At 29.8% G+C, this 23384-nt stretch carries 22 protein-coding genes and 1 riboswitch; of the genes, 8 read left to right on the top strand and 14 right to left on the bottom strand.

The window, feature by feature from the left end; genetic code table 11:
• Positions 1-46: 46 nt before the first annotated feature.
• Both AMN81_RS00260 and mobA read right to left on the bottom strand, forming a co-directional pair.
• Positions 47-1291 carry a molybdopterin molybdotransferase MoeA gene (locus AMN81_RS00260; RefSeq protein ID WP_072090159.1) on the bottom strand — a complete coding sequence of 415 codons (1245 nt, stop codon included), beginning with the start codon at positions 1289-1291 and terminating at the stop codon, positions 47-49.
• On the bottom strand, positions 1284-1892 hold the full coding sequence (mobA, locus tag AMN81_RS00255; protein WP_072090158.1) for a molybdenum cofactor guanylyltransferase: 609 nt from the start codon (positions 1890-1892) through the stop codon (positions 1284-1286). The genes AMN81_RS00260 and mobA overlap by 8 nt, the downstream gene beginning before the upstream one ends.
• Positions 1893-1934: 42 nt before the next feature.
• Between mobA and AMN81_RS00250 the strand changes: the two genes are divergently transcribed.
• From AMN81_RS00250 to AMN81_RS00220, 7 genes are all read left to right on the top strand, one after another.
• Positions 1935-2333 carry an iron-sulfur cluster assembly scaffold protein gene (locus AMN81_RS00250; protein ID WP_072090157.1) on the top strand — a complete coding sequence of 133 codons (399 nt, stop codon included), beginning with the start codon at positions 1935-1937 and terminating at the stop codon, positions 2331-2333.
• A complete protein-coding gene (locus AMN81_RS00245; protein ID WP_072090156.1) occupies positions 2334-2810 on the top strand; it encodes an HPP family protein in 477 nt (158 codons plus the stop codon). It begins immediately after the preceding gene.
• A 4-nt stretch (positions 2811-2814) separates the two neighbouring features.
• Positions 2815-3654 carry a formate dehydrogenase accessory sulfurtransferase FdhD gene (gene fdhD / locus AMN81_RS00240; RefSeq protein ID WP_072090155.1) on the top strand — a complete coding sequence of 280 codons (840 nt, stop codon included), beginning with the start codon at positions 2815-2817 and terminating at the stop codon, positions 3652-3654.
• A gap of 18 nt (positions 3655-3672) precedes the next feature.
• Positions 3673-5328 (top strand): NADH-ubiquinone oxidoreductase-F iron-sulfur binding region domain-containing protein, encoded by a 1656-nt coding sequence (locus AMN81_RS00235; protein WP_072090154.1) that lies wholly within the window; start codon positions 3673-3675, stop codon positions 5326-5328.
• A complete protein-coding gene (gene fdhF, locus AMN81_RS00230; RefSeq protein ID WP_072090153.1) occupies positions 5328-8096 on the top strand; it encodes a formate dehydrogenase subunit alpha in 2769 nt (922 codons plus the stop codon). The genes AMN81_RS00235 and fdhF overlap by 1 nt, the downstream gene beginning before the upstream one ends.
• Before the next feature lie 5 nt (positions 8097-8101).
• A complete protein-coding gene (locus tag AMN81_RS00225; protein ID WP_072090152.1) occupies positions 8102-9544 on the top strand; it encodes a protein adenylyltransferase SelO in 1443 nt (480 codons plus the stop codon).
• 72 nt (positions 9545-9616) lie between these two features.
• Entirely contained in the window at positions 9617-10240 is a 624-nt protein-coding gene (locus AMN81_RS00220; RefSeq protein ID WP_179850552.1) for an FkbM family methyltransferase, read from the top strand.
• Here the strand turns inward: AMN81_RS00220 and AMN81_RS00215 are convergent, their stop codons facing one another.
• Both AMN81_RS00215 and AMN81_RS00210 read right to left on the bottom strand, forming a co-directional pair.
• A complete protein-coding gene (locus AMN81_RS00215; RefSeq protein WP_072090150.1) occupies positions 10241-11344 on the bottom strand; it encodes an NAD(P)/FAD-dependent oxidoreductase in 1104 nt (367 codons plus the stop codon).
• Positions 11345-11346: 2 nt separating this feature from the next.
• Positions 11347-11829 carry a TspO/MBR family protein gene (locus AMN81_RS00210; RefSeq protein ID WP_256998198.1) on the bottom strand — a complete coding sequence of 161 codons (483 nt, stop codon included), beginning with the start codon at positions 11827-11829 and terminating at the stop codon, positions 11347-11349.
• A gap of 8 nt (positions 11830-11837) precedes the next feature.
• On the opposite strand from AMN81_RS00210, the gene AMN81_RS00205 reads away from it, so the two are divergent.
• Positions 11838-12596 (top strand): SDR family NAD(P)-dependent oxidoreductase, encoded by a 759-nt coding sequence (locus AMN81_RS00205; protein WP_072090148.1) that lies wholly within the window; start codon positions 11838-11840, stop codon positions 12594-12596.
• Here the strand turns inward: AMN81_RS00205 and AMN81_RS00200 are convergent, their stop codons facing one another.
• From AMN81_RS00200 to AMN81_RS00155, 10 genes are all read right to left on the bottom strand, one after another.
• On the bottom strand, positions 12597-13145 hold the full coding sequence (locus tag AMN81_RS00200; RefSeq protein WP_034390313.1) for a DUF3833 domain-containing protein: 549 nt from the start codon (positions 13143-13145) through the stop codon (positions 12597-12599). It abuts the gene before it with no gap.
• A 17-nt stretch (positions 13146-13162) separates the two neighbouring features.
• Entirely contained in the window at positions 13163-14341 is a 1179-nt protein-coding gene (locus tag AMN81_RS00195) for an SAM-dependent methyltransferase (protein WP_072090147.1), read from the bottom strand.
• A complete protein-coding gene (locus AMN81_RS00190) occupies positions 14341-15105 on the bottom strand; it encodes a DUF1365 domain-containing protein (protein ID WP_072090146.1) in 765 nt (254 codons plus the stop codon). The genes AMN81_RS00195 and AMN81_RS00190 overlap by 1 nt, the downstream gene beginning before the upstream one ends.
• Entirely contained in the window at positions 15098-16336 is a 1239-nt protein-coding gene (locus AMN81_RS00185; protein ID WP_072090145.1) for an NAD(P)/FAD-dependent oxidoreductase, read from the bottom strand. The genes AMN81_RS00190 and AMN81_RS00185 overlap by 8 nt, the downstream gene beginning before the upstream one ends.
• A 6-nt stretch (positions 16337-16342) precedes the next feature.
• A complete protein-coding gene (gcvP, locus tag AMN81_RS00180; RefSeq protein ID WP_072090144.1) occupies positions 16343-19213 on the bottom strand; it encodes an aminomethyl-transferring glycine dehydrogenase in 2871 nt (956 codons plus the stop codon).
• The gene (gcvH, locus tag AMN81_RS00175; protein WP_023854947.1) at positions 19213-19593 is read right to left on the bottom strand and encodes a glycine cleavage system protein GcvH; all 381 of its coding nucleotides are present in this window, start codon (positions 19591-19593) and stop codon (positions 19213-19215) included. The genes gcvP and gcvH overlap by 1 nt, the downstream gene beginning before the upstream one ends.
• Entirely contained in the window at positions 19593-20696 is a 1104-nt protein-coding gene (gcvT, locus tag AMN81_RS00170; protein ID WP_072090192.1) for a glycine cleavage system aminomethyltransferase GcvT, read from the bottom strand. Before gcvT ends, gcvH begins: the two co-directional genes overlap by 1 nt.
• 77 nt (positions 20697-20773) lie before the next feature.
• Positions 20774-20859: riboswitch (glycine riboswitch) on the bottom strand.
• 30 nt (positions 20860-20889) lie between these two features.
• A complete protein-coding gene (locus AMN81_RS00165) occupies positions 20890-21762 on the bottom strand; it encodes a DMT family transporter (RefSeq protein ID WP_072090143.1) in 873 nt (290 codons plus the stop codon).
• Complete coding sequence (locus tag AMN81_RS00160; protein WP_072090142.1) at positions 21762-22706, bottom strand: 5-oxoprolinase subunit C family protein; 945 nt, start codon at positions 22704-22706, stop codon at positions 21762-21764. The genes AMN81_RS00165 and AMN81_RS00160 overlap by 1 nt, the downstream gene beginning before the upstream one ends.
• Positions 22699-23373 carry a 5-oxoprolinase subunit B family protein gene (locus AMN81_RS00155; protein ID WP_072090141.1) on the bottom strand — a complete coding sequence of 225 codons (675 nt, stop codon included), beginning with the start codon at positions 23371-23373 and terminating at the stop codon, positions 22699-22701. Before AMN81_RS00155 ends, AMN81_RS00160 begins: the two co-directional genes overlap by 8 nt.
• Positions 23374-23384 lie beyond the last annotated feature (11 nt).

Genomic DNA, 23384 nt, shown 5'->3' with positions numbered 1-23384 from the left:
GAGAAATCTAATTGTAAATAGAATTTTCTACAACAAAAATACGTTTCTAAACTAAATTTTGATTTGAAAGGTTGGGGAAAAAACAATCAACGATCTCTCCTTTTTTAAATTTTGATTTACCCGCTGGTAACAAAACCCAAATATTTGATTTTACAAATGATTTAATTCTAAAAGACTCTTGACCTTTTAAAATTTCAACATTTATTTTTCCATTTTTAGTTGTGCTTAACTTGCTCTTTACAAATCTTGTGAAATTCTTTTTTTTATCAAATCCATTCGTCAAAATAGCTTTGATTGATTTTTCTTCAGCTAATCCTAAAGCATTTAAAATATATGGAATTACAAAAAATCTAAAACATGCAGCAGAGGAAATGGGATTTCCAGGGAGTCCAAATATTGCCTTTTCTTTTCCTTTGATTTTTGCAAACATTATTGGTTTTCCAGGCCTTATTGCAGCACTTTTAAAGTAGTTTGATAACTTAAATTTTTTAACAACATCTGGTATAAAATCAAATTTACCTGCGGAAACAGCACCTGACGTAATAATAATATCATCTTTAGATTTAATTAATTTATTTATTTTTTGTTTAAAAATATTTTGATGATTATCTCTTAATATACTGCCGCTTTTAAAATTAAATAAAAAATTTTGATTTAAGTTTTTTATATAGTGTGTGTTGGAATTTCTTACCATCCAATTTGGAATATTATCTTTGTCTGATATTTCGTTTCCTGTTGAAAAAAATAATATATTAATTCTTTTTTTTACTTTAATATTTTTAATGCCTAAACTTTTAAAAGCTAAAATATGGTTTGGTTGAACAATTGTATTTTTTTTTATTATAACCTCCCCCTTTTTATAATCCGAACCTACAAACCTAACGTGATTAAATTTTTTTATTTTTTGGTCAATTAAAATATATTTTTTATTAGGCGCAAAAATTATTTGTTCTATAGGAATAATTGTATCAAAACCCTTTGGTATAATTCCTCCAGTCATTATTTCGGCAGTATCAAATTTTTTTATCTTTTTATTAAATGGTTTCATTCCTGCCGCTATTGAACCAATAATTTTAAATTTTTTTGGCAATTTTTTTCTTAATCCATTAGTATCTTTTGAATTAATTGCGTACCCATCAAATGCAGCATTATTCCCTGTTGGATAATTTATGTTAGAATAAATATTGGTAGAAACTACTCTATTTAGAGAATTTACACTCTTTATAGACTCATCTTTAATTTTAATTTTGGCTTTTTTTAAAATTGTCTTTGATTTTTCGTAACTAATCATTTTTGAGTATTTCTTCAGCTTTTTTTAAATCTTCTTTTGTATTTATATTAAAGAAAGGATCATTATTTGAAAACTCCATATTAATTATTTTTACCCCAGTATTATTAGCCCACAACTCTACTTTTCTTTCTCCATTTTTTAGATCCTTCTCTAACTTATCTAATAAATTAATCGACCATAAGCCAAATATATTGTGTCGTGTGTTATTTGACTTAATGAAAAATAAATCGCTTTCATTGAAATTAATATTTTGAATAAAATCTTTTAGTATTTGTCTCTTAAAAAAAGGTGTATCAACAGGGAAAGTTGCTATCCATTTGTAGTCTTTTTGATTTTCTTTTATCCATTTCATTGCTGAAAAAACTCCTCCTAACGGACCAAGACCTTTTTCATAATCTTCAATTATTGAAATTTTTTCTGATTTATGAAAATTAATTTTATTATTTGATACTATTAAAAGCTCCTTGAATTCATCACTAATTTCAGTCAACATGTGATCAATTAATAATTTACCAGCTAACTTTACTTGGGATTTATCTTCTCCAAACCTTTGTGACTTACCGCCTGCTAGCACAGTGCCTAAAATATTGTTATGATCCATCTATAAAATATAAAACATTCAATGTTGAATTAAAGAAATTAAATGGATTTAAGAATTTTAGAAATAGCAGCCCATACTGAAAATAATAAAGTTGTTGAAAACTATACTCATAAGTCAAAACACAAAAATCCATTATGTGGTGATGAGATGGAAATAAGCTTAATTGTCAAAGAAGATGTTGTAAAAGATATGGGTTATCAGTGTAAATCGTGTGTTTATTGTCAGGCATCAGTCAGTCTATTATCCAGAAAAATTAAAGAAAAAAAAGTTGATGATGTTAAAAAATTTATAAAAGTTGGTGAGCAACTTTTTGAGAACGCAAAAGTAGGTATGGAAAAACATTGGAAAGACTTTAAAGAAATTTTAGATAAAAAAAATCTTTCAAGAAAAGAATGTTTGCTTTTACCTTTAAGAACTATTGCGAAAGCATTAAAAATATAAATGATTAAAATTACAAAACCATTATTGCAAAAAGCATTAATTGCAGGTTTTTTTTCTGCATTTACAATTGGTGTGCTAACAGTCCTTACTTACAAAAGTACACTCGGATATTTTATTGCAGCCTCTTTCGGTTCTTCAATGGTTTTACTTTTTGGTTTTCCAGAAAGCCCATTTGCACAACCAAAAAATGTTTTTTTTGGTCATTTGGTAACTGCTTTAGTAGGAGTTATTTTTGTAAACTTTATTCCACTTCCTATTTATATCAGTATTGCAACTGCTGTTGGAGCAGGTGTTTTTTTAATGATTTTATTTAATATTGTTCATCCACCTGCTGGTGGAAATCCAATTATAGTTATTATTGGAAGTGCCTCTTATGATTATTTAATTAATCCAATAATTTTTGGTTGTATAATTATATTGCTATTAGCAATTATAATTAACAAATATTTATTAAAAAAAAACTATCCATTAAAATAATTTAATGAATTCTAAATACAAAGTTTTAAAATATTCATCTAATAAGTTTGAGAATATAGATGATTTAATTTCAATTGAAGAACCATTGGAGATTTCATTAAAGTTTAAGGAATCTGATAAATGGATCAATCAAAGTTTATCTATAACAATGAGAACTCCAGGTGATGATGAGGATCTTGTAAGAGGATTTTTATATAATGAACAAATCATAACAAATATTAGTGATATTGACTCAATAGATAGTTATGGAGATAAAGTTGGTCAATACAATATTCAAAATAAAATATTAGCAACTTTAAATAATTCTAAAAATATAAATATTGCAAAAATAAAAAGAGACTTTTTAACTAATTCCTCATGTGGTGTATGTGGAAAATCTTCTCTTGATGCACTAGAAATAGTTAAAAAGAATAAAACAAATTCATCAGAACCCAAAATCAAAAAAGAGGTAATTGTTAAATCGCCAGATACATTGAGAGAAGGCCAATCAGAATTCAGTAAAACAGGTGGAATTCATGCAAGTGGTCTTTTTAATAGTAATGGAGAATTAGTTGCCGTCAGAGAGGATGTAGGAAGACATAATGCTCTTGATAAACTTATTGGTTGTGCATTAAAGAACAATCAAATTGATCCGAAAAACCAATTTATAACATGCTCAGGTAGACTAAATTTTGAATTGGTTCAAAAGGTCTTAATGACGGATATAGGTATAATGATAGGCGTTGGTGCGCCAACTAGTCTTGCCATCGATTTAGCGAATAAATTTGACATTACCCTTGTTGGTTTCGTAAAGAGGGACAGTTTTAATATTTACACAAATAACAAAAAAGTTATTGTGGGCTAAATTAATAAAAGGGTATTTGTGTCAAAAAATATAAGTAATTTATCAGGCAGAATAGGCTTAAAAGACAACCTATTTAAGCAAATCTCAGAAAATACTTTAAGTGATAATCCACAAGATATTAAAGAAATTGCAAAAAAACATAACCTAGGCGTTTCAACTCTCCATGGTGCAGAATCCTTTTATGAATTTTTAAGACCTTCTCATAGAGAAAAAAAAGCGTTCGTTTGCAATGGTAGTGCATGCATGTGCGCAGGTACTCAAGATAAATTAAAAGATAAATTAAAAGAAAAACTAGGTGATGACAAAGTTGGAGAAATGTTCTGCTTAGGTCATTGTTATGAAAACCATGCTTTCCATTATGATGGAGAAAATTATGCTGGTAAAGATATTGAAAAAATAGATCAAATTTTAAATGGTGAAGAAATTAAACAAGATAAGTTTTTCTCTAAGAGTTATGCTACAACAAGTTTTTTAATGGATGACAAGTTATCATCAACAGATCAATTCAAAGAGCAATTAAGTAAATTTTTAAAAATAGATAAAAAAGAAATAGTAAAATCATTATTAGATTCAAATTTAACAGGAAGAGGTGGTGCAGGTTTTCCAACAGGAATGAAATGGGATTTCTGTAGTAAAGCAAAAGGAGATAAAAAATATGTTATCTGTAATGCAGATGAGGGTGACTCTGGTGCTTTCTCAGACAGATACTTATTAGAGGATCAACCTTTAAAAGTTATTTTTGGAATGGTAATTTGTGGTTATGTGATAGGAAGTAATGAAGGAGTTTTATACATTAGAGGTGAATATCCTAAATCTATTGAAGCAATTAATGGCTGCATCAATGAACTTAAAAAATTAAATTTACTAGGTGAAAATATTTTAGGAACCGATTTTTCTTTTGATCTTGGAATTTGTATAGGACAAGGTGCTTATATTTGTGGAGAAGAAACAGCTTTGATAGCTTCTATTGAAGGAAGAAGAGCAGAGGTTGATGTTAGACCTCCCTTCCCTGTTACCGAAGGGTTATATAAAAAACCAACTGTGGTTAATAATGTTGAAACATTGGCTGCTGCAACTGGAATTTTATTAAATGGATCAGAAAAATTTTCTTCAGTTGGAAATAAAAAATCAGCTGGAACAAAATTAGTTTGTTTGGATAGTTTCTTTAACAACCCAGGTGTTTATGAAATTGATATGGGTACACCAATGAAAAAAATATTTAATGAAATTGGTGGTGGATACAAAGAACCTGTTAAAGCTTTCCAAATAGGAGGACCATTAGGTGGGGTTGTTCCTTTAAGTGAAATAGAAAATTTAAATTTAGATTTTCAAGAGTTCACATCAAAAGGTTTTATGTTAGGTCACGCAAGTGTAGTTAGTATTCCAAAAGATTTTCCAATGGCTGAATACATTCATCATTTGTTTGAATTCTCAGCTGAAGAATCGTGCGGGAAATGTTTCCCAGGAAGACTTGGATCTTACAGAGGTAAGGAGATGTTTGATCAAGCTAAAAAGAAAACAGCTAAAATTCCTTTGAAATTACTAGAAGAATTGTTGGTTACCATGCAAAAAGGATGTTTATGTGCTCTTTGTGGAGCAATCCCAACTCCAATTCAGAACATCCTAAAATACTTTGGTGATGAAATGAAAAATGATATGGTGAAAGATAATTAATGAGCTCAGAAAAAAGAAAAATTGCTTATATTGATGGAAAACCATACGAAATTGGTCCTAAACACACATCTATTTTAAAATTTGTAAAAAGCTATGTAGGTGAAAAAAAAGTACCTACTTTATGTGATGATCCAAACCTAGCTCCTTATGGAGCTTGCAGAGTTTGCTCTGTAGAAGTTGCTTTAGAAAAAGATGGTCCAACAAGAGTGGTCGCATCTTGTCATACTCCAGTTGCTGAAAACCAACATATCTTTACTTCAAATGAAGCTTTAACAAGTCTAAGAAAAAATATTGTTGAATTAGTTTTAACAGACCATCCAATGGAATGTGATACTTGTGAGGTAAATAATAATTGTGAATTACAAACAGTAGCAAACGATTTAGGAGTTGCTGATCACAGATACAACAGTCCTAAACAACACAAAGGTATACCAAGAGATACTTCTCACGATTACATGAGAATGAACTTAGACAACTGTATTAATTGTGGAAGATGTGTCAGAGCTTGTGATGAAATTCAAGGTTCATTTGTACTAACAATGAGCGGAAGAGGTTTTGAATCTAGAATAACAACTGATAATGATATGATGTTTGGAGATAGTTCATGTGTATCTTGTGGAGCATGTGCGCATACATGTCCAACAGATGCTATTTCAGATGTTTTTCAATCTAAATCTGCAGCTGTAGATAAAAAAGTTAGAACAACTTGTTCATACTGTGGTGTTGGATGTAATTTAGAAGCATCAATAAAAGATGATAAAGTTGTTGCAATAGATACTCCAAAACAAACAGAGGTAAATGCTGGTCATACATGTATTAAAGGAAGATATGCATTTAGTTTTTATGATCATCCAGACAGATTAAAAACACCTTTGATTAAAAGAAATGGAAAGTTTGAAGAAGCTTCTTGGGATGAAGCTTATGATTTTATTAAAAAAGAAATGAATAGAATTACAAAAGATAATGGTCCAGATGCCTTTGCTGGAATTTCTTCTGCGAGATGTACGAATGAAGAAAATTATGTTTTTCAAAAAATGATTAGAGCGGCTGTGGGAACTAACAGTGTAGATTGTTGTGCAAGAATTTGTCATTCTCCAACAGCTTGGGGAATGCAACAAACTTTTGGGACTGGGGCAGCAACTAACTCTACAGAAGATATTTATCATGCAGATTTATTTTTGGTAATTGGAGCTAATCCAACAAATGCTCATCCTGTAACAGGTGCAAAAATAAAACAGCAAGTTATGAAAGGTAAAAAATTAATTGTACTTGATCCAGTTACAACTGAACTTGCAAAACTTGCTGATTATCATATTAAACTAAGACCAGGAACTAACGTTGCAGTTCTAAATATGATGTTGCACTTTATTATTAAATCAAAACTTTATAATGCAGATTTTGTTAGAGATAGAACTGAAGGTTTTGATAATTTCTTAAAAGAAATTGAAAGACAAGATGTTGATCATTTAGCAAAAGTAGCTGGTGTAGATAAACAATTAGTTAAAGAAGCAGCAATTGCATATGCTACTGCAAGAAATTCAATGGAGTTCCATGGTTTAGGAGTTACTGAACATGAACAGGGATCTAAAACTGTAATGTTAATTGCAGATCTAGCAATGATTACTGGAAACATTGGACGAAAAGGTGTCGGAGTTAATCCTTTAAGAGGTCAAAACAATGTTCAAGGTGCAGCAGATATGGGATGTCAACCACACCAAGGTGCTGGATATTTTCCTGTGGCTGATGAAAAGCATCAAGAATTCTATACAGAAAAATATGGAGTAACTCACCCAACTAAACCCGGATTAAAAATTCCTCAAATGTTTGAAGCTGCAATAAACAAGGAATTAAAAGGTTTATGGATCATTGGAGAAGATATTGTTCAAACAGATCCTAATAGTGCTCATGTAATTGAAGCTATGAATTCTTTAGAACTTTTAGTTGTTCAAGAAATATTTATGAGTGAAACAGCAAAATTAGCAACTGTTGTTCTGCCAGGTACAACGTTCTTAGAAAAAGATGGAACTTTTACTAACACTGAGAGAAGAATTCAAAGAGTGAACAGAGCTGTACCTCCTCTACCAGGCACTAAACCTGATGGATTAATTGTAACTGAGATGATGCAGAAATTAGGATTTGATCAGCCAACTTATGATGCAGATCAAGTTCTAGCAGAAATTGCTGATATCGTTCCTTTCTTTAAGGGTGTTACTAGAGAGAGACTTGGAAAATTTGGATTACAATGGCCAGTTCAAGAAGATGGAACTGATACAAAAATTTTACATACAGAAACATTTAAATTAGGTAAAGGCCGACTAAAAAACTTTGATTGGAAAGAATCATCAGAAATAGAAGCTAATCAAAAAGACTATCCTTTGATTTTAACAACAAGTAGGGTTTTACAACATTACAACGCTGCAACAATGACCAGAAGAACAAAAAATATAAATATTGTTGATGAAGATGTTTTATTAATTCATCCTAAAGATGCAGCTCATAGAGATCTAAATACTGGTGATATCGGAAGACTTTATTCAGGTAGAGGTGAGGTTGCGCTTAAAGTTGAAGTTACAGATAAAGTTAAAGAAGGAATTGTGTTTACTACGTTCCATTTCCCAGAACATATGGTTAATATGGTTACAGGTCATGGTAAAGATGAAGAAACAATGTGTGCAGAATACAAAGTATCTTCTGTTGAAGTACAAAAAATTTCTAATCAATTTAAAACAGAAGTTAAACCAAAAGAAAATCAAGCTGAAGTTAGTTAATTAAAATGACCATTGGTTGGCATTTTGATAATACTTATTCAAAATTATCAAACACTTTTAAAGAAAATATTAAACCAACTCCTGTTCATGATCCTGAATTAGTAATTTTAAATGAGGAACTAGCATCTACTTTAAATTTAGATTTTTCAAAAACAGACAAAAAAAAATTAGCAGAAATATTTTCTGGAAACTCCATACCAGAAGAAACTAATACTATTGCACAAGCATATGCAGGTCATCAATTTGGACACTTTACAATGTTAGGAGATGGTAGAGCAGTCTTATTAGGTGAGCATTTAGTAAACAATGACAACCGTTTTGACATTCAGTTTAAAGGTTCAGGAAGAACTTCTTTTTCTAGAGGTGGTGATGGGAGAGCTGCACTTGGACCTATGCTTAGAGAATATATTATCAGTGAAGCAATGCATTCATTAAATATTCCAACTACTAGAAGCCTTGCTGTAGTCAAAACAGGAGAAAAAGTTGTCAGAGAAAATCTATTACATGGAGCTATATTGACAAGAGTAGCATCAAGTCATCTTCGAGTTGGAACGTTTCAATATATTGCTGCAACTCAAAACATTAAAAATTTAAATACTTTAGTCGACTACACTATAAACAGACATTATCCAGAAATTAAAGCATCAAATTCAAAAGCATTAGATTTGTTAAATCTTGTTATGGAAAAGCAATGCCAGCTAGTAATCAATTGGATGCGAGTTGGATTTATTCATGGGGTTATGAATACTGATAACATGGCAATTTCAGGTGAAACCATTGATTACGGTCCTTGTGCATTTATGGATCATTATGATCCAAAAACTGTATTTAGCTCAATCGATAAATTTGGTAGATATTCTTTTTCTAACCAACCACCAATTACAAAGTGGAACTTAGCAAGATTAGCTGAATGTTTAATTCCATTAATACACAAAAATGAAGATACAGCAGTTAAAATTGCAACGGAAACTATAGATAATTTTCAAAATATTTATGAAACTAAATGGTTAAATATGATGAGAGATAAGCTTGGTTTATTTGGAGAAAATCAAAATGATCTAAAATTGATAAATGAATTATTAAATTGGATGGAAATAAATAAAGCTGATTACACAAATACATTTTGTTATTTAATGAATATTAATACTGGTGATAATAAATATAAAAATTTAAATTTTATAAATTGGGTAAAAAAATGGGAGAATAGAATTTTAATAAATAAAGGATCAAAAGAAAAATCAATTTCACTTATGAGAAAAAATAACCCTATTGTAATTCCAAGAAATCACAAAGTTGAAGAAGCTTTAGATGCCGCAAATAATAATAATTTGGAATTAATAAACAAATTATTGGTAATTTTAAAAAAACCTTTTAATAATCAAGATAATATTATGAATTATCAATCTCCATCAGATAATAAAGATTATCAAACATTTTGCGGAACATAATATTCAAATTTTATAATGTTTAAATTTTTCAAAAAGTTCAAAAGAAGTAAGAGTCATGAAATTATAAAACTTATGAACAAAGGAGACTTATATTTTGATATTGGTGCTCACTTAGGGGAAAAATCGAAACCTTTTATCGAAAAAAAAATTAGAACTATTATGGTTGAGCCGCTCCCGATTTGCGTAAAGACTCTAAAAAGATTGTATTCAAAAAATTCTATTGTAAAAATTATTCCAAAAGGTTTAGGCTCTAAAAATACGAAGAAAATATTATCGATAAATAAACAAATGCCAACTGTATCAACTTTTGCAAAACATTGGAAATCTGGCAGATTCTCTAATTTAACCTGGAGTGAAAAAACTCAAATTCAAATTACTACATTAGATGCTTTGATAAAAAAATTTGGAGATCCCCAATATATTAAAATAGATGTGGAAGGCTATGAATTGAATGTATTAAAAGGTTTAAGCAAAAAAAGTGGTATCATCTCATTTGAAATTACTTCAGAATTTTTTTCTGATGCAATTAAATGTTTAAAACATTTAAAGAAACTTTCATATAATAGTTTTACTTTTTCTATAGGGGAACAAAAGAAATTTTTTTCTGATTGGAGTGATTATAAAACAATAATAAATTTAATTAAAAAAGAAATTAAAAAGGATAAATTTTTTTGGGCTGATATATATTGTAAATAATTACAAGACATAAGGTTCTGGTCTAGCACTTTTCCCAAGAACTCTTTCGACTGCAAAATCACTTATATCAATTGTTTGGTATGATCCTGTTGTAATTAATTCAGCTAAAGCTCTACCAATTCCTGGGGCTTGCATTAGTCCTCGACCTGTAAATCCAGATGCCATGTATACATTGTCATATTTTGGATGTTTGCCTACAACTGCATTATTATCTAGTCTATTACAATCGTAGTAACCTGCCCATCCACCAGTTAACTTTAATTCTTCAAAGGCAGGTATTCTCTTAGCAAGAGCTGGCCAAACTAATTCCTCAAAATCATTCCAAGCTGGTTCCAAATCATCTGCATCAAATACAGAAATAGGTGATCCTGCTAAATATTCCCCTCCTTCAGGTCTCCAATAAACACCCGTTGTTAAGTCTCCACTTAGTGGCATCTCTTTTATATATGTTGGGCATTTTACTCTAAACACGGTATGCTTTTGAGGAACAACAGGAATATCTTCTAACAATTCTTTTGTCCAACAACCAGCAGCAGAAACAATTGTTTTAGCATTTATTTCTGAAATACTTTTTACTTCACCTTTAATAAATTCTGCTCCAAGCTCTATTGCTTTACCTTTAAGAGCGCTATGAAACATAAATGGATCAATCCATCCTTCACTTTGATTATCCGTGTAAGTTGCTGTCTCTATTCCTTCACTATTCACATAAGGGAAAACCTTGGATAATTCTGATCCTTTAATATTTTTTGTTCCTGCATCACATTCTTTATGATTTTCTAATGCTCTATATTGTTCTTCAGCATGTTCAGGACCAAACATTAAAAGATATCCATTGGTTACCATGCTAGCTGTTGGGTTGGGATTTTTTTCTGTTTTTAATAATTCTGGTATTTGGAAAATAAATTCTCTTGCAAATTTTCCTAATAAAATATTTTCTTTTTGGAAAAATTGTCTTCTAAAACCACCTAGAGATAATGGGAATGAAGCTGTTTTATAAGTAGGGTCTCTTTCAATAACTTTTACTTTTCTACCTTCTTTGGATAAAAAATAAGCAGTCGCCGCCCCTATAATTCCACCACCAATTACTACAACATCATCCATATCTAATTTAACATAATTAAGCTTGTATTCAGAATTAGTGCAAAGCTACACCAAAGTAAATATGGAATCATTAGGTAGGCACTCAACATCTTGACGCGTTTAAATCTTAAAATAAGATTGATTATCAATGCTATTAGTATGATTAATACCAAAAGTGCTAGAACCATATTGTTAAAAACAAAAAAAACTACACTCCAAGTTGTATTGAATACTAAATGGATAAAATAAATATAAACAGTATTCATATCTCTATTTTTTGTGTGCCAGTAAAGCCATATTGCAACTGTCATCAATGTATACAAGGTCGTCCAAACAGGTCCGAATATCCAATCCGGTGGATTAAATGATGGTTTATTTAGTAATGAGTACCATGGCTCTTTAAAAGTAACAGTAGCTAAACCGCCAATTAATGAAGCAGAGAATGTAATAGCAAGAAACAATATAAATGTTAAAAATTTATTTTTAAACATGTAAGATATATACATAACAAAAAATGAGTAAAAAAACTATTTGGATTACTGGCGGTAGTACTGGTATTGGAAAAGCTTTAGCAATTAAATTTGCAAGTAAGGGATGGAATGTTGCTATATCTGCAAGAAGAGCTGAATTACTAAATGAGCTTTCAAATTCTTATGAAAATATTTCAAGTTTTCCTTTAGACGTAACAGATAAAGAAAAGTGCAAAGAAGTATTTAACGAAATTAAAAACAAATATGAAAATATAGATATTTGTTTTTTTTCAACTGGGACATGGGATCCAAAAAAAGAAAAAGATATAGATGTCGAACAAATGGAAGATGTCTTTAAAGTAAATTTTTTTGGAACTGTGAATAGCATCAAAGCAGTTGAACAATACTTTAGAGATAAAAAAAAAGGTATAATTACTATTGTTTCTTCAATTGCAGGATATAGGGGGTTACCTAATTCAACTGGATATGGACCATCTAAATCTGCATTAAATAACTTAGCTGAAAGTTTGTACTTTGATTTTAAAAGATACAATGTACGTGTTTCTTTAGTGTCTCCTGGATTTATTAAAACACCAATGACAGATAAAAATGATTTTAAAATGCCTTTTTTAAAAACTCCTGAGTATGCTGCAGATCAAATTTATGAAGGTTTAGTTAACAAAAATATATTTGAAATACATTTTCCAAAATCACTTACAATTACATTAAAACTATTGAGTTTTTTACCGAGTAAAATTTATTTTGGTTTAGTTGGAAAACTAACAAAATATCAAAAAAAATAGTTAATCTTTTACAAATACAACTGTCAATTCAGCTACTTTAAAACCAAATTTAGTCATTGTGGCTCTATTAATTGCAACTCTATCATCTTGTTTAAAAATCCAATCATCGAAAGTTATTTTTAATTCTTTACCTTTAACTGGAACTAATAAAACATATTCAAATTTAAATGCTGGTCCATAAGAATATCCTATTGCTTTACCTACAACATCTCCTGCTGTTCCTTCGTAATTATGCTCATCAATTTTGTTTATTGTCCATTCTCGGTCTTGAACTTCACCATCATCCCAATTAAATTTTTCTTTAAGAATTAATTGCTTTCCATCCCAGGTTCCATTTAAATCTGCAGAAAATTGTCTTGTAACTTTTCCCGATCTATTTTGCAGAACACCCCAGGCCTTAACATTTCCAGATAAGTATTCCTCAATAATTAATCTTGGTTCTTTGTTTTTAAAGTCTTCTGGTTTCATAGCGCTATTATTTGAGCAACTTGTAATTAAGAATAATGAAATTATCAATGAAATTGACTTAATAATTTTTATATGTCGCATAAATATCTCCATTATTTTTATTTGTTTTGCATTGAAAATTGTATCAGATCAATATTTTTTGACTTAAATCCAGCTTCACAATAAGAAAGGTAAAACTCCCACATTCTTTTAAATGTTAAGTCAAAACCTTGATTTTTTATTAAATCCCATTTTTTTAAAAACTCATTTCTCCATATAGCCAATGTATTTGCATAATGGTCAGCATAAGAAATATATGAATTTATAGTTAAACCGTTATCAGAAACATAACGATTAATGCTATTTTTATTTGGTAAAAAACCACCAGGAAAAATATATTTTTGAATAAAATCTTGTTTGTTTTTGTATCTGTCAAACAACCTATCATCGATAGTAATTGCTTGAATAGCTGCTTTACCGCCATCAGATAAGTTGGTTTTAATAGTTTTAAAATAACCCTCTAAATAATTTTGACCAACAGCCTCTATCATCTCTATAGAGGCAATTGAATTGTATTTGCCTTTAAGATCTCTGTAATCTTTTATTTCAATATTTACTTTTTCGTTTAAACCGCAATTAAAAATTCTTTCTTTTGCGTATTCAAATTGTTTTTTTGATATTGTAATACAGTCTAGTTTTACATCGTATTTTTTACCTAAGTACTCAGCAAAACCTCCCCAACCACATCCTATTTCTAAAACTTTGTCACCATTATTTGGTTTTATTAGATCAATTAATTTTTGATATTTGTTATTTTGAGCGTCAGAAAGATTTTTCGATTTATCATCAAAAATAGCACTAGAGTAAGTAAGTGTGTCATCTAACCAAAGAGAAAAAAAATCATTACCTAGATCATAATGTTTAGCAATATTTTCTTTGCTTCTACTTTTTGTATTTTTGATTATTTTATTTTTTAAAAAATTGATAAATGGAAAATCAAGAAGTCCTGAGAATTTATATATAACTTCTATATTTCTAGCGGTTAATTCAATTAAATTTGATAAGTTGTCAGTTTCAAATTCACTTCTCATGTAGCTCTCAGCAAATCCAATACTGCCGCCTCTAATTAAATTATAATTAAAATCTGGTTTTTTGATTAAAATATTTGCATGCAATTTTTCATTTGGATTTCCAAACTTTAAAACTTTTCCATCATATGTAGTAAGCTCTAGATAACCATGACTTATTTTATTAAGAAATTTAAAAACTAATTTATCTGCAGCGTTATTTAAAAACATTAATTTTCTACTGTTATATTATTTTTAATTTTAAATTTTTTCTTTATAAATTTAATTCCTTTAATCCACAATTTAAACGCTTCAAAATGTATCGCAGAGATAATTTTAAACGTCATTAAAGGGTGTTTAAGATAAGAATTCATTAAGTTTTTACTTGTCAAATCAGATCTTTCACCATCTTGAGATGCAAAAAGAATTTTTCCTTCTTGATCGTATTGATCAATTACAACTGACAACTTATGCTCTGGATTTAATATCCTAAAAAAATAATTACAATCCATTTCAATAAATGGTGAAACATGAAATTTCTTTGAGCAATTATTTTGAATTAATTTATTTTGTCCCTTTACTTTAAAAACATATGTGTGTTGCTCACCAAATGTATTCTTAACTTCATATAAAATAGAAATTAAATTATCATTTCTATCATATACAAAAAAAATACTTAGTGGATTAAAAACATAACCTAATATTCTTGGATAGCATAAAAGTTTAACTTTTATGTTGTCTGCACTGATTTCGTTATTAATTAGATTTTTTTTTACCCATTCAAAAAGAGATGACCCATCACGATCACCATGATCTTTCTCGTAAAAACTAATAAGATTAAATTTATTTAATGAAAAAAATTTTAATTTATCATCAAGCTCATTTAGCTCTGATAGATCTATAAATAATGAAAATACTTTATATTTAAAAAAATGTTCTTTTGGTTTAAATCTCTTATGGATTACATTTCCATTATATATACAAGAACTAATCATTAAGGTTTTTCAGCATTTCAATAGATGATTTTATTCCATCTTCATGAAATCCGTAACCAAAATAACTGCCACAAAAAAGTAAATCTTTTTGATTTTGTATTTTAATAAGCTCTGATTGAGCATCTAATGCTTTTTGATCGTAATATGGATGTGTAAATTTTACTTTTCTCAATATTTTTTTCTCATCAATATTGAAGTAAGGATTTAGTGTTAAGAAAATATTTTCATCACACTTTAAATTTTGTAATAAATTTAACCAGTAGGTTATTGAATTTTTCTCTAAATTCTTGTCATCTATTGATGAATTCCAAGAAGACCAAGCTTTTTTATTTTTTGGCATGGCCCGCTGATCTGTATGTATGTAAGCTATATTTTCTTTGTAACTAAAATTCGATAGAATATTTATCTCATCCTCAGTTGGATTTTCTATTAACTTTAAGGCTTCATCAGCATGTGTTGCCAAAACTACTTTATCATAATCAAAAAATTCGCTGTCTCCGCCATAGTATAGGTCTAATCCTGATGATTTTCTTTTAACTCTTGCTACTTTGTAATTTTTGTAGTGTTCACCACTTATTTGAGAAAGTATTTTACTAACATAAGTTCTGCTTCTATTGGTTACTGTGTACCACTGCGGTCTATTTTTCAATTTAAACAAACCATGATTTTGGAAAAATTTAAGAAAGAAACTAATTGGCATCTTACTCGCTTCATAAGGAGGCATAGACCAAATTGCAGATACCATTGGTATTATATGATAATCAACAAATGTTTTTGATAATTTATTAATTTTTAAATATTCACCTAAAGTAATTTTATCATTTGATACATTTACTTGATCACTTTTTTTGTAAAATTTAATTATATCAAAAAACATTTTTAAGAACTCTATGTTAAACAAATTTGATTTATTTGAGAAAATTCCACTCAACCCTTTTCCACAATATTCAAAGTTTGTATTATCTACAGAAACTGAAAAAGACATATTGCTTTTTTCAATTTGAATATCATTTTCCTCAAAAAAATTAATTAAATTTGGATAGGTTTGAAAATTAAAAACAATGAAACCAATATCTACAGAAACTTTTTTTTCATGAAAAAAAATATCTATTGTATGAGAGTGTCCACCAAAATGATCTTCTCGCTCGAAAAGATCTACATGATGTTTTTTAGATAAATAATAAGCTGCACTTAATCCAGAAATACCTGAGCCAACAACAGCAATTTTCATTAATTATTATGCTGCATCTTCTTTAAACTCATCCATGCTTGGACAAGTACAAAAAATATTTTTATCTCCGTATACGTTATCAACTCTTGCAACTGGAGGCCAAAATTTATTTGCTTTTAAGAATTTTGCAGGATACGCAGCTTGCTCTCTTGAATATTTATGACTCCATTCATCTGAAGCTAATTCAATATCTGTATGAGGTGCATTTTTAATTGGATTATCAACTTTATCAAATTTTCCTGATTTGATCATATCTATTTCTGATTTAATGCTAATCAAAGTATCACAAAATCTATCTAGTTCGGACAAGCTTTCACTTTCAGTTGGTTCAATCATCATTGTGCCTGCTACCGGCCATGACATTGTTGGTGCATGAAAACCATAATCGATTAATCTTTTAGCTATATCTTCTTCAGTAATCCCTGTTTCAGTTTTAATAGATCGAATATCAATAATACATTCATGAGCTACATTACCGTTTGAACCTTTATATAGAATTGGGTAATGATCTTTAAGTCTATGAGCTATATAATTTGCATTTAGTATTGCAATTTGAGTAGCTAATTTTAAACCTTCAGAACCCATCATTTTAATATACATCCATGAAATTGATAAAATACTTGAACTTCCCCAAGGTGCTGCTGAAACTGCTCCTATTCCTGTGGCAGGTCCACAGTCCTTAACAACTGGATGATTAGGCAAATAAACTTGTAAATGTCTTTTACATGCAATTGGCCCCATACCTGGTCCTCCACCGCCATGTGGAATACAGAATGTTTTGTGTAAGTTTATGTGACAAACATCTGGACCAAAATTTCCAGGTCTTGCTATACCAACAAGCGCGTTTAAATTTGCACCATCCATATAAACTTGGCCACCATGTTTATGAATCAACTCACATATATCTGTAATTTTTTCTTCAAATACTCCGTGAGTAGATGGATAAGTGACCATTAATGCTCCAAGATTTTCAGAGTGCATTTCTGCTTTTTTCTTTAAATCCTCAAAATCAACATTTCCTTCTTTATCACAATCAACAACGACAACTTTCATTCCAACCATTTGTGCACTAGCAGGATTAGTTCCATGTGCTGAGCTTGGTATTAAACATATATTCCTGTTTTCTTCACCTCTATCTAAATGATACTTTCTAATCACCATTAATCCTGCATATTCGCCTTGGGCGCCTGCATTTGGTTGAAGCGAAACACCAGAAAAACCTGTAATTGATCTTAGCCAATTTTTAAGATCAGTGAATAAATCTCTATATCCTTCCATCTGCTCAATAGGTACAAATGGATGAGGCTCTGCTAATTCTCTCCACGAAATAGGTATCATTTCTGCAGTAGCGTTTAATTTCATAGTACATGAACCAAGTGCAATCATAGTTCTATTTAAAGCTATATCTTTATCTTCTAACTTTTTTAAATATCTAAGCATCTCAGTTTCTGAGTGATATGAATTAAAAACAGGATGTTCTAAATATTTTGAAGTTCTTAATAAATTTTTTGGTAAATTAGGTAAACTTACTGTTGGGTCTTCTTTTTTAATTGATTCAGCTGCATTAAAAATTTTCAACAATTGATTTACTCTATAAACATTTTTCTTTTCATCAAAAGAAACTGCCAACATTTCAGAATTTACTCTTCTAATGTTTACCTTTTGATCTAAAGCATTTTTATAAATTTGATCCGTTTTATCTTTTGTTACAATTGTAACTGTGTCAAAGAAATGATCTGAATAAATTTCATATCCAGATTGTTTCAATTTATCTGCAAAATTTTTAGCTAATTGAGAAACTCTCTCAGCAATAGTTTTTATTCCATCTGGTCCGTGGTAAATGGCATATGCGGCTGAAACAATAGCTAATAAAGCTTGGGCAGTACAAATATTACTTGTAGCTTTATCTCTTCTTATATGTTGTTCCCTAGTTTGTAATGATAATCTGTAAGCTTTGTTTCCATGTCTATCAACAGAGACCCCTACAATTCTTCCAGGCATAGATCTTTTATATTCATCTTTAGTTGCAAAGAAGGCTGCATGAGGTCCACCGTAACCCATTGGAATTCCAAATCTTTGAGAACTTCCTACAGCAATGTCTGCTCCTAATTCTCTTGGTGTTTTTAATTTAGCAAGTGCTAATAAATCACAAGCTAATATTGCTTTACCATTTTTTTTATGAATTTTACTAATCGCTTCACTAGGATCTTTTATATCTCCTAAAGTTCCCGGATATTGTAATATACCACAAACTAAATCTTCCTTTAATTGATCTAATACTTCATCTTCATTTCCGACAAGAACTTTTAATCCCATTGGTTCTGCTCTTGTTTGGATTACATCTATTGTTTGTGGGTGACAATTTTCTGAGACAAAAACTAAATTACTATCTTTTTTATTTAATCTATGACTTAATCCCATTGCTTCTGCAGCTGCTGTTCCTTCATCTAATAAAGATGCATTTGCAATATCCATTCCTGTAAAATCAACTATCATTTGTTGGAAATTAAGCAGCATTTCCAATCTTCCTTGAGCTACCTCGGGTTGATAAGGTGTATAAGAAGTGTACCAACCTGGATTTTCTAAAATATTTCTTAGAATTACGTATGGTGTGTAAGTTCCATAATAACCCATTCCTATAAAGTTAGAGTAAATTTGATTTTTTTTTGAAATTGCTTTTAATTTTCTTAATGCTTCATATTCTGAATTAGATTCTCCAATATTTAATTCATCTTTCAATTGGATTTTTTCTGGAACTGTACTTTTGATTAAATCATCAAGTGATTTGTAATTAAGTTCCTTAAGCATTTTATTTTGATCTTCATCTGAAGGTCCAATGTGCCTTTTTAAAAAATCTTTTTGAGAATTATGTAACATTAGCTAGCACTCTCCTTTGCAAATTTATCGTATTCTTCTTTGTTCATAAGACTATCCATTTCGGATTGATCTTTCATTTTAAGTTTAAAAAACCATGCTGAACCCTCTGGATCTTCATTAATTTTAGAAGGATCATCTACAATAGCTTGATTAGTATCTACTACTTCACCACTAACTGGAGTATAAACATCACTAGCAGCTTTCGTAGATTCTACCACTCCTGCAGTACCATCTTTTTCAACATTAGATCCTTTTTCAGGAAGTTCTGCAAAAACGATGTCTCCAAGCATTTCTGTTGCATGTTTTGTAATTCCTATTGTGGCTACATCTCCCTCTAAAGTAATCCACTCATGTTCTTTTGAAAATTTTACTTCACTCATTAATTTACTCCTTTCACATAATTTTTTTTATAAAATGGTAATGCGCAAACATTTGCTGGATGTTTTTTCCCTCTTACCTCAAGCAAAATTTTAGTATCAACTTTTGAAAACTCTTTATTAACATAGCCCATCGCTATAGGACCATTTACACTTGGTCCAAACGTGCCACTAGTTATCTCACCGATTTGTGTATCTGTATCATCAAATATTTTAGTTTTTTCTCTAGCAATCAATCTACCTTCGGGTTTAATCCCTACTCTTATTTGGCTTGCTCCATCTTGCATTTGGTTCATAATTTTTTTCGATCCAATAAAACCTCCGTTTGATAATCTAGATTTTGAGATTGCCCATCTAAGGTTTGCCTCAACTGGTGTTTTGTTAATATCTAATTCATGACCATATAAACATAATCCAGCCTCTAATCTCAAGGTATCTCTTGCCCCAAGTCCTATAAGTTGTGCTCCCTTTTTTATTAAATTTTCAACGAATTTTTCAGCTTTATCGTTAGAAATTGAAATTTCAAATCCATCTTCCCCTGTATAACCTGATCTTGTAACAAATAATTTTTGATTATCAGAATCGAACCAATTTCCTGTCATAAAATTTAGTTGATCAACCCCATTTATAATTGAGTTTAAAATTTCAACAGACTTAGGTCCTTGAATTGCAATCAAAGATCTATTGTTATCTAAATTCATTTTAAATTTCGAACCTAGTAAATTAGATAAAATCTCAAAATCTTTATCTTTACATGCAGCATTTAAGATAATTAAATACCCTTCTTCTATTTTGGTGATGATTAAATCATCATAAATTCCCGCATCCTCATTCATTAAAAAACTATACTTAGAGCAGTTTTGTTTTAGATTTTTTAAATCTAATGGAAAAATTTTTTCTAATTCTTCTGTTAAAGTTTCATCTCCATAAATGAATAGTTGGCCCATATGTGATACATCAAAAATTCCAGAATGCGATCTTGTGAATTTGTGCTCTTCAATAATACCTTTGCTATACTGAATAGGCATTTCATAGCCAGCAAATTCAACAAACTTAGCGTTGTTACTTTGATGAAGTTTATTTAGTGATGTTTTTTTTATTTCCATATTAACTCTTCTTTGCCCCCTCTGTCTTGGTGCCTGAGAGATTTGCTCCGTCGGCGAGAATAATTCTCTTTCCAGAGTTAATATGTACGGTCCTTTTGCCTGAGAGTTTCCGGGGTGGTTGCTCCTTCGGCGCTACAAAAGTAGTCTCTCCCGTATATAAATTTATAACACATTTAAAATGTTTATGTGAAATTTATTTGGCTAGTTTTTTAACAAGTAATGGAGACAAAAACTGTATAACTACTGCTGTTATAACTACGGCTCCCCCGAAAAGTACAGTAAGTGGTGGGTTTTCGTTTGCAAACATCCATGCCCACATGGGTCCTAGAACAGCTTCAGTTAACATAATGATTCCAACAAATGCTGAAGGAGTTGATCTTGCTCCAATTGTTATAAGTATAAATCCAAGTCCGACTTGAAAAAATCCTGCAATAAAACCTAAAAAAATATCATTTGTTGAAACCAAAATACTCGGTGACATGAACAAACCTATTAGTGTTGCAAAAATTCCAGCAACCAATTGCAAAGGTATCATGTCGACTTTTGGATATTTTCTGACAATTAAAATTAAGATTGCAAATGATATCGGCATAATAAATGCAACTAAGTTTCCAGTCATTTGACCTGGTGTTAGTGAACTTCCCAACATTAAAATGATACCAGCTACTGCTGTAATAATGCAAGTTAATGTAATTTTTGAAATTTTTTCTTTTAAAAATACGTAACCAAAAATTGCTAAAAACAAAGCTTGAGTTTGTATTATAAAGTTTGCATTAGCTACTGTTGTTTCGTACATAGCAAATACATAGCTAGCAAATCCAATGGATAAAATTATACCTCCGAATAAACCTGGAATTCCAGATTTATAAAGAGCACTAAAAATTTTTCCTTTGTAAGTAAAGATTAAAAAAATTGTAATTACTCCAATAAAGAAAAGTGATCTCCAAAATAATATTTGCCAAAGTGTAGATCCGTCAAAAGACTTAACAATTAAACCTCCAAAACTTAATGCACAAGCTCCTAAAAAAACTAAAAAAGGACCTGGTATTTTTGATAAAAAATTCATTAAATTTGTGATAGTAAATTTTGAGTTTCCATCTCATATAACTTAAATAGAGTCTCTGCATCAGATAAATTAATATCTTTAAATTTTATTTTTGAACCAGGAGACATCTGTACTAATCGGTCATAATCGACACTAGCCACGACTCCAATTTTTGGATAACCGCCAATAGTACCATGATCTGAAAGCATTATAATTGGATTTCCATCTGCCGGTACTTGGATTACACCTTTAATCAAACCCTCTGATTTTATGTTGGTATTCACAATATTATCAATTTTAGGTCCCTCTAGTCTCATACCCATTCTGTCTGAAAGTTTGGATACTGTGAATTCCTTTTCATAAAATATTTTTTTACCTTCTTCAGAAAAGTAATCAAAATTAGTGCCTTTGATCACTCTTATGTTTTCTATTTTGGTATTAATGTAATTAGTTTTTTTAATATCCTTATTTGAATTTATTTTTTTTAAATTAATTCTTTGCCCTACATCTAATTTTTTTCCATCGTTAGATCCAATGTTTGCCTTCGTATTTATAGAACAACTATTCCATTGAAATTTTAAATCGAACTCTCCACCTAATGCTAAATATCCATAAACTGATTTATTTGTAGATATGACATTTATCTCATCTCCATTTTCAATTTGATAACTTTCGTAACATTTGCCCTCAATTTCAGTATCTTTTTTTTTAATGGAAAAAATTACATCCCCAGTCACAGCAAAATTAATTTTCTCTCCTGAATATTTTATATGAGGACCTTGATACGCAAACTCTATAACTGCTGATTCTAAATTATTATTAACAAGTTTATTAGCTATAAGATAATTTCTATTATCCATAGCACCACTAAATGGAATGCCAATATGATAAAGATGATCCCTGCCTTTATCTTGAAAGGTAGTATTAATTCCAGGTCTGATTATATCTAGATAATTACTACTCATTATAATTTTTATACTGATCTAAAGTAATTTCCTTAAAAATTACTGTATCTCCTGGGTTAATTAGATTTGGTTTGTCTTCTTTTGAACTATCAAAGACATCTAAAGGTGTGTTTCCTAAAATATTCCATCCACCTGGACTTTCGAATGTATAAATATTTGCAAATTGCTCAGTTAATGCAACAGATCCCTTTGGCACTTTTACTCTTGGAGTCTCTAAACGTTGAGCTCTCATATTCTCATCTAAGTCACCAAGAAAAGGCATGCCTGCAATAAATCCTGTCATGTAACAAAAATATTCCTTATTTAAAAAATTCTCTAAAATTTTTTCTCTACTTAATTTTAATATTTCTTCCAATCTTTTAATGTCCATTGAAAAATTTTCATGACAACAAACTGGTATTTCTAATTTTTTTGAATTTATATCTTTTGAGTCTTGAGCATTTATATTTTCAACATAATTTTTTACTTCTTTAAAATTTGTTTTTTTTAGATCATAAGAAATAATTAGTTTATTATAAGAAGGTGTTAAATTATTTATCCCTTCAAATTTTTTTTTTTTAATAGTTTTAAAATATTTTATTACTTGTGAATTAATTGATTTATTTACTTCATTACCAAAATCACAGTACAAAGCTGCGTCACCAAGATTTGATATATTTTTTATCATGTCATGTTATA

Origin of the sequence: Candidatus Pelagibacter communis, assembly GCF_001179845.1 — a bacterium.
Classification (GTDB): domain Bacteria; phylum Pseudomonadota; class Alphaproteobacteria; order Pelagibacterales; family Pelagibacteraceae; genus Pelagibacter; species Pelagibacter ubique_Q.
This window is presented reverse-complemented; position numbering and strand designations above follow the sequence as displayed.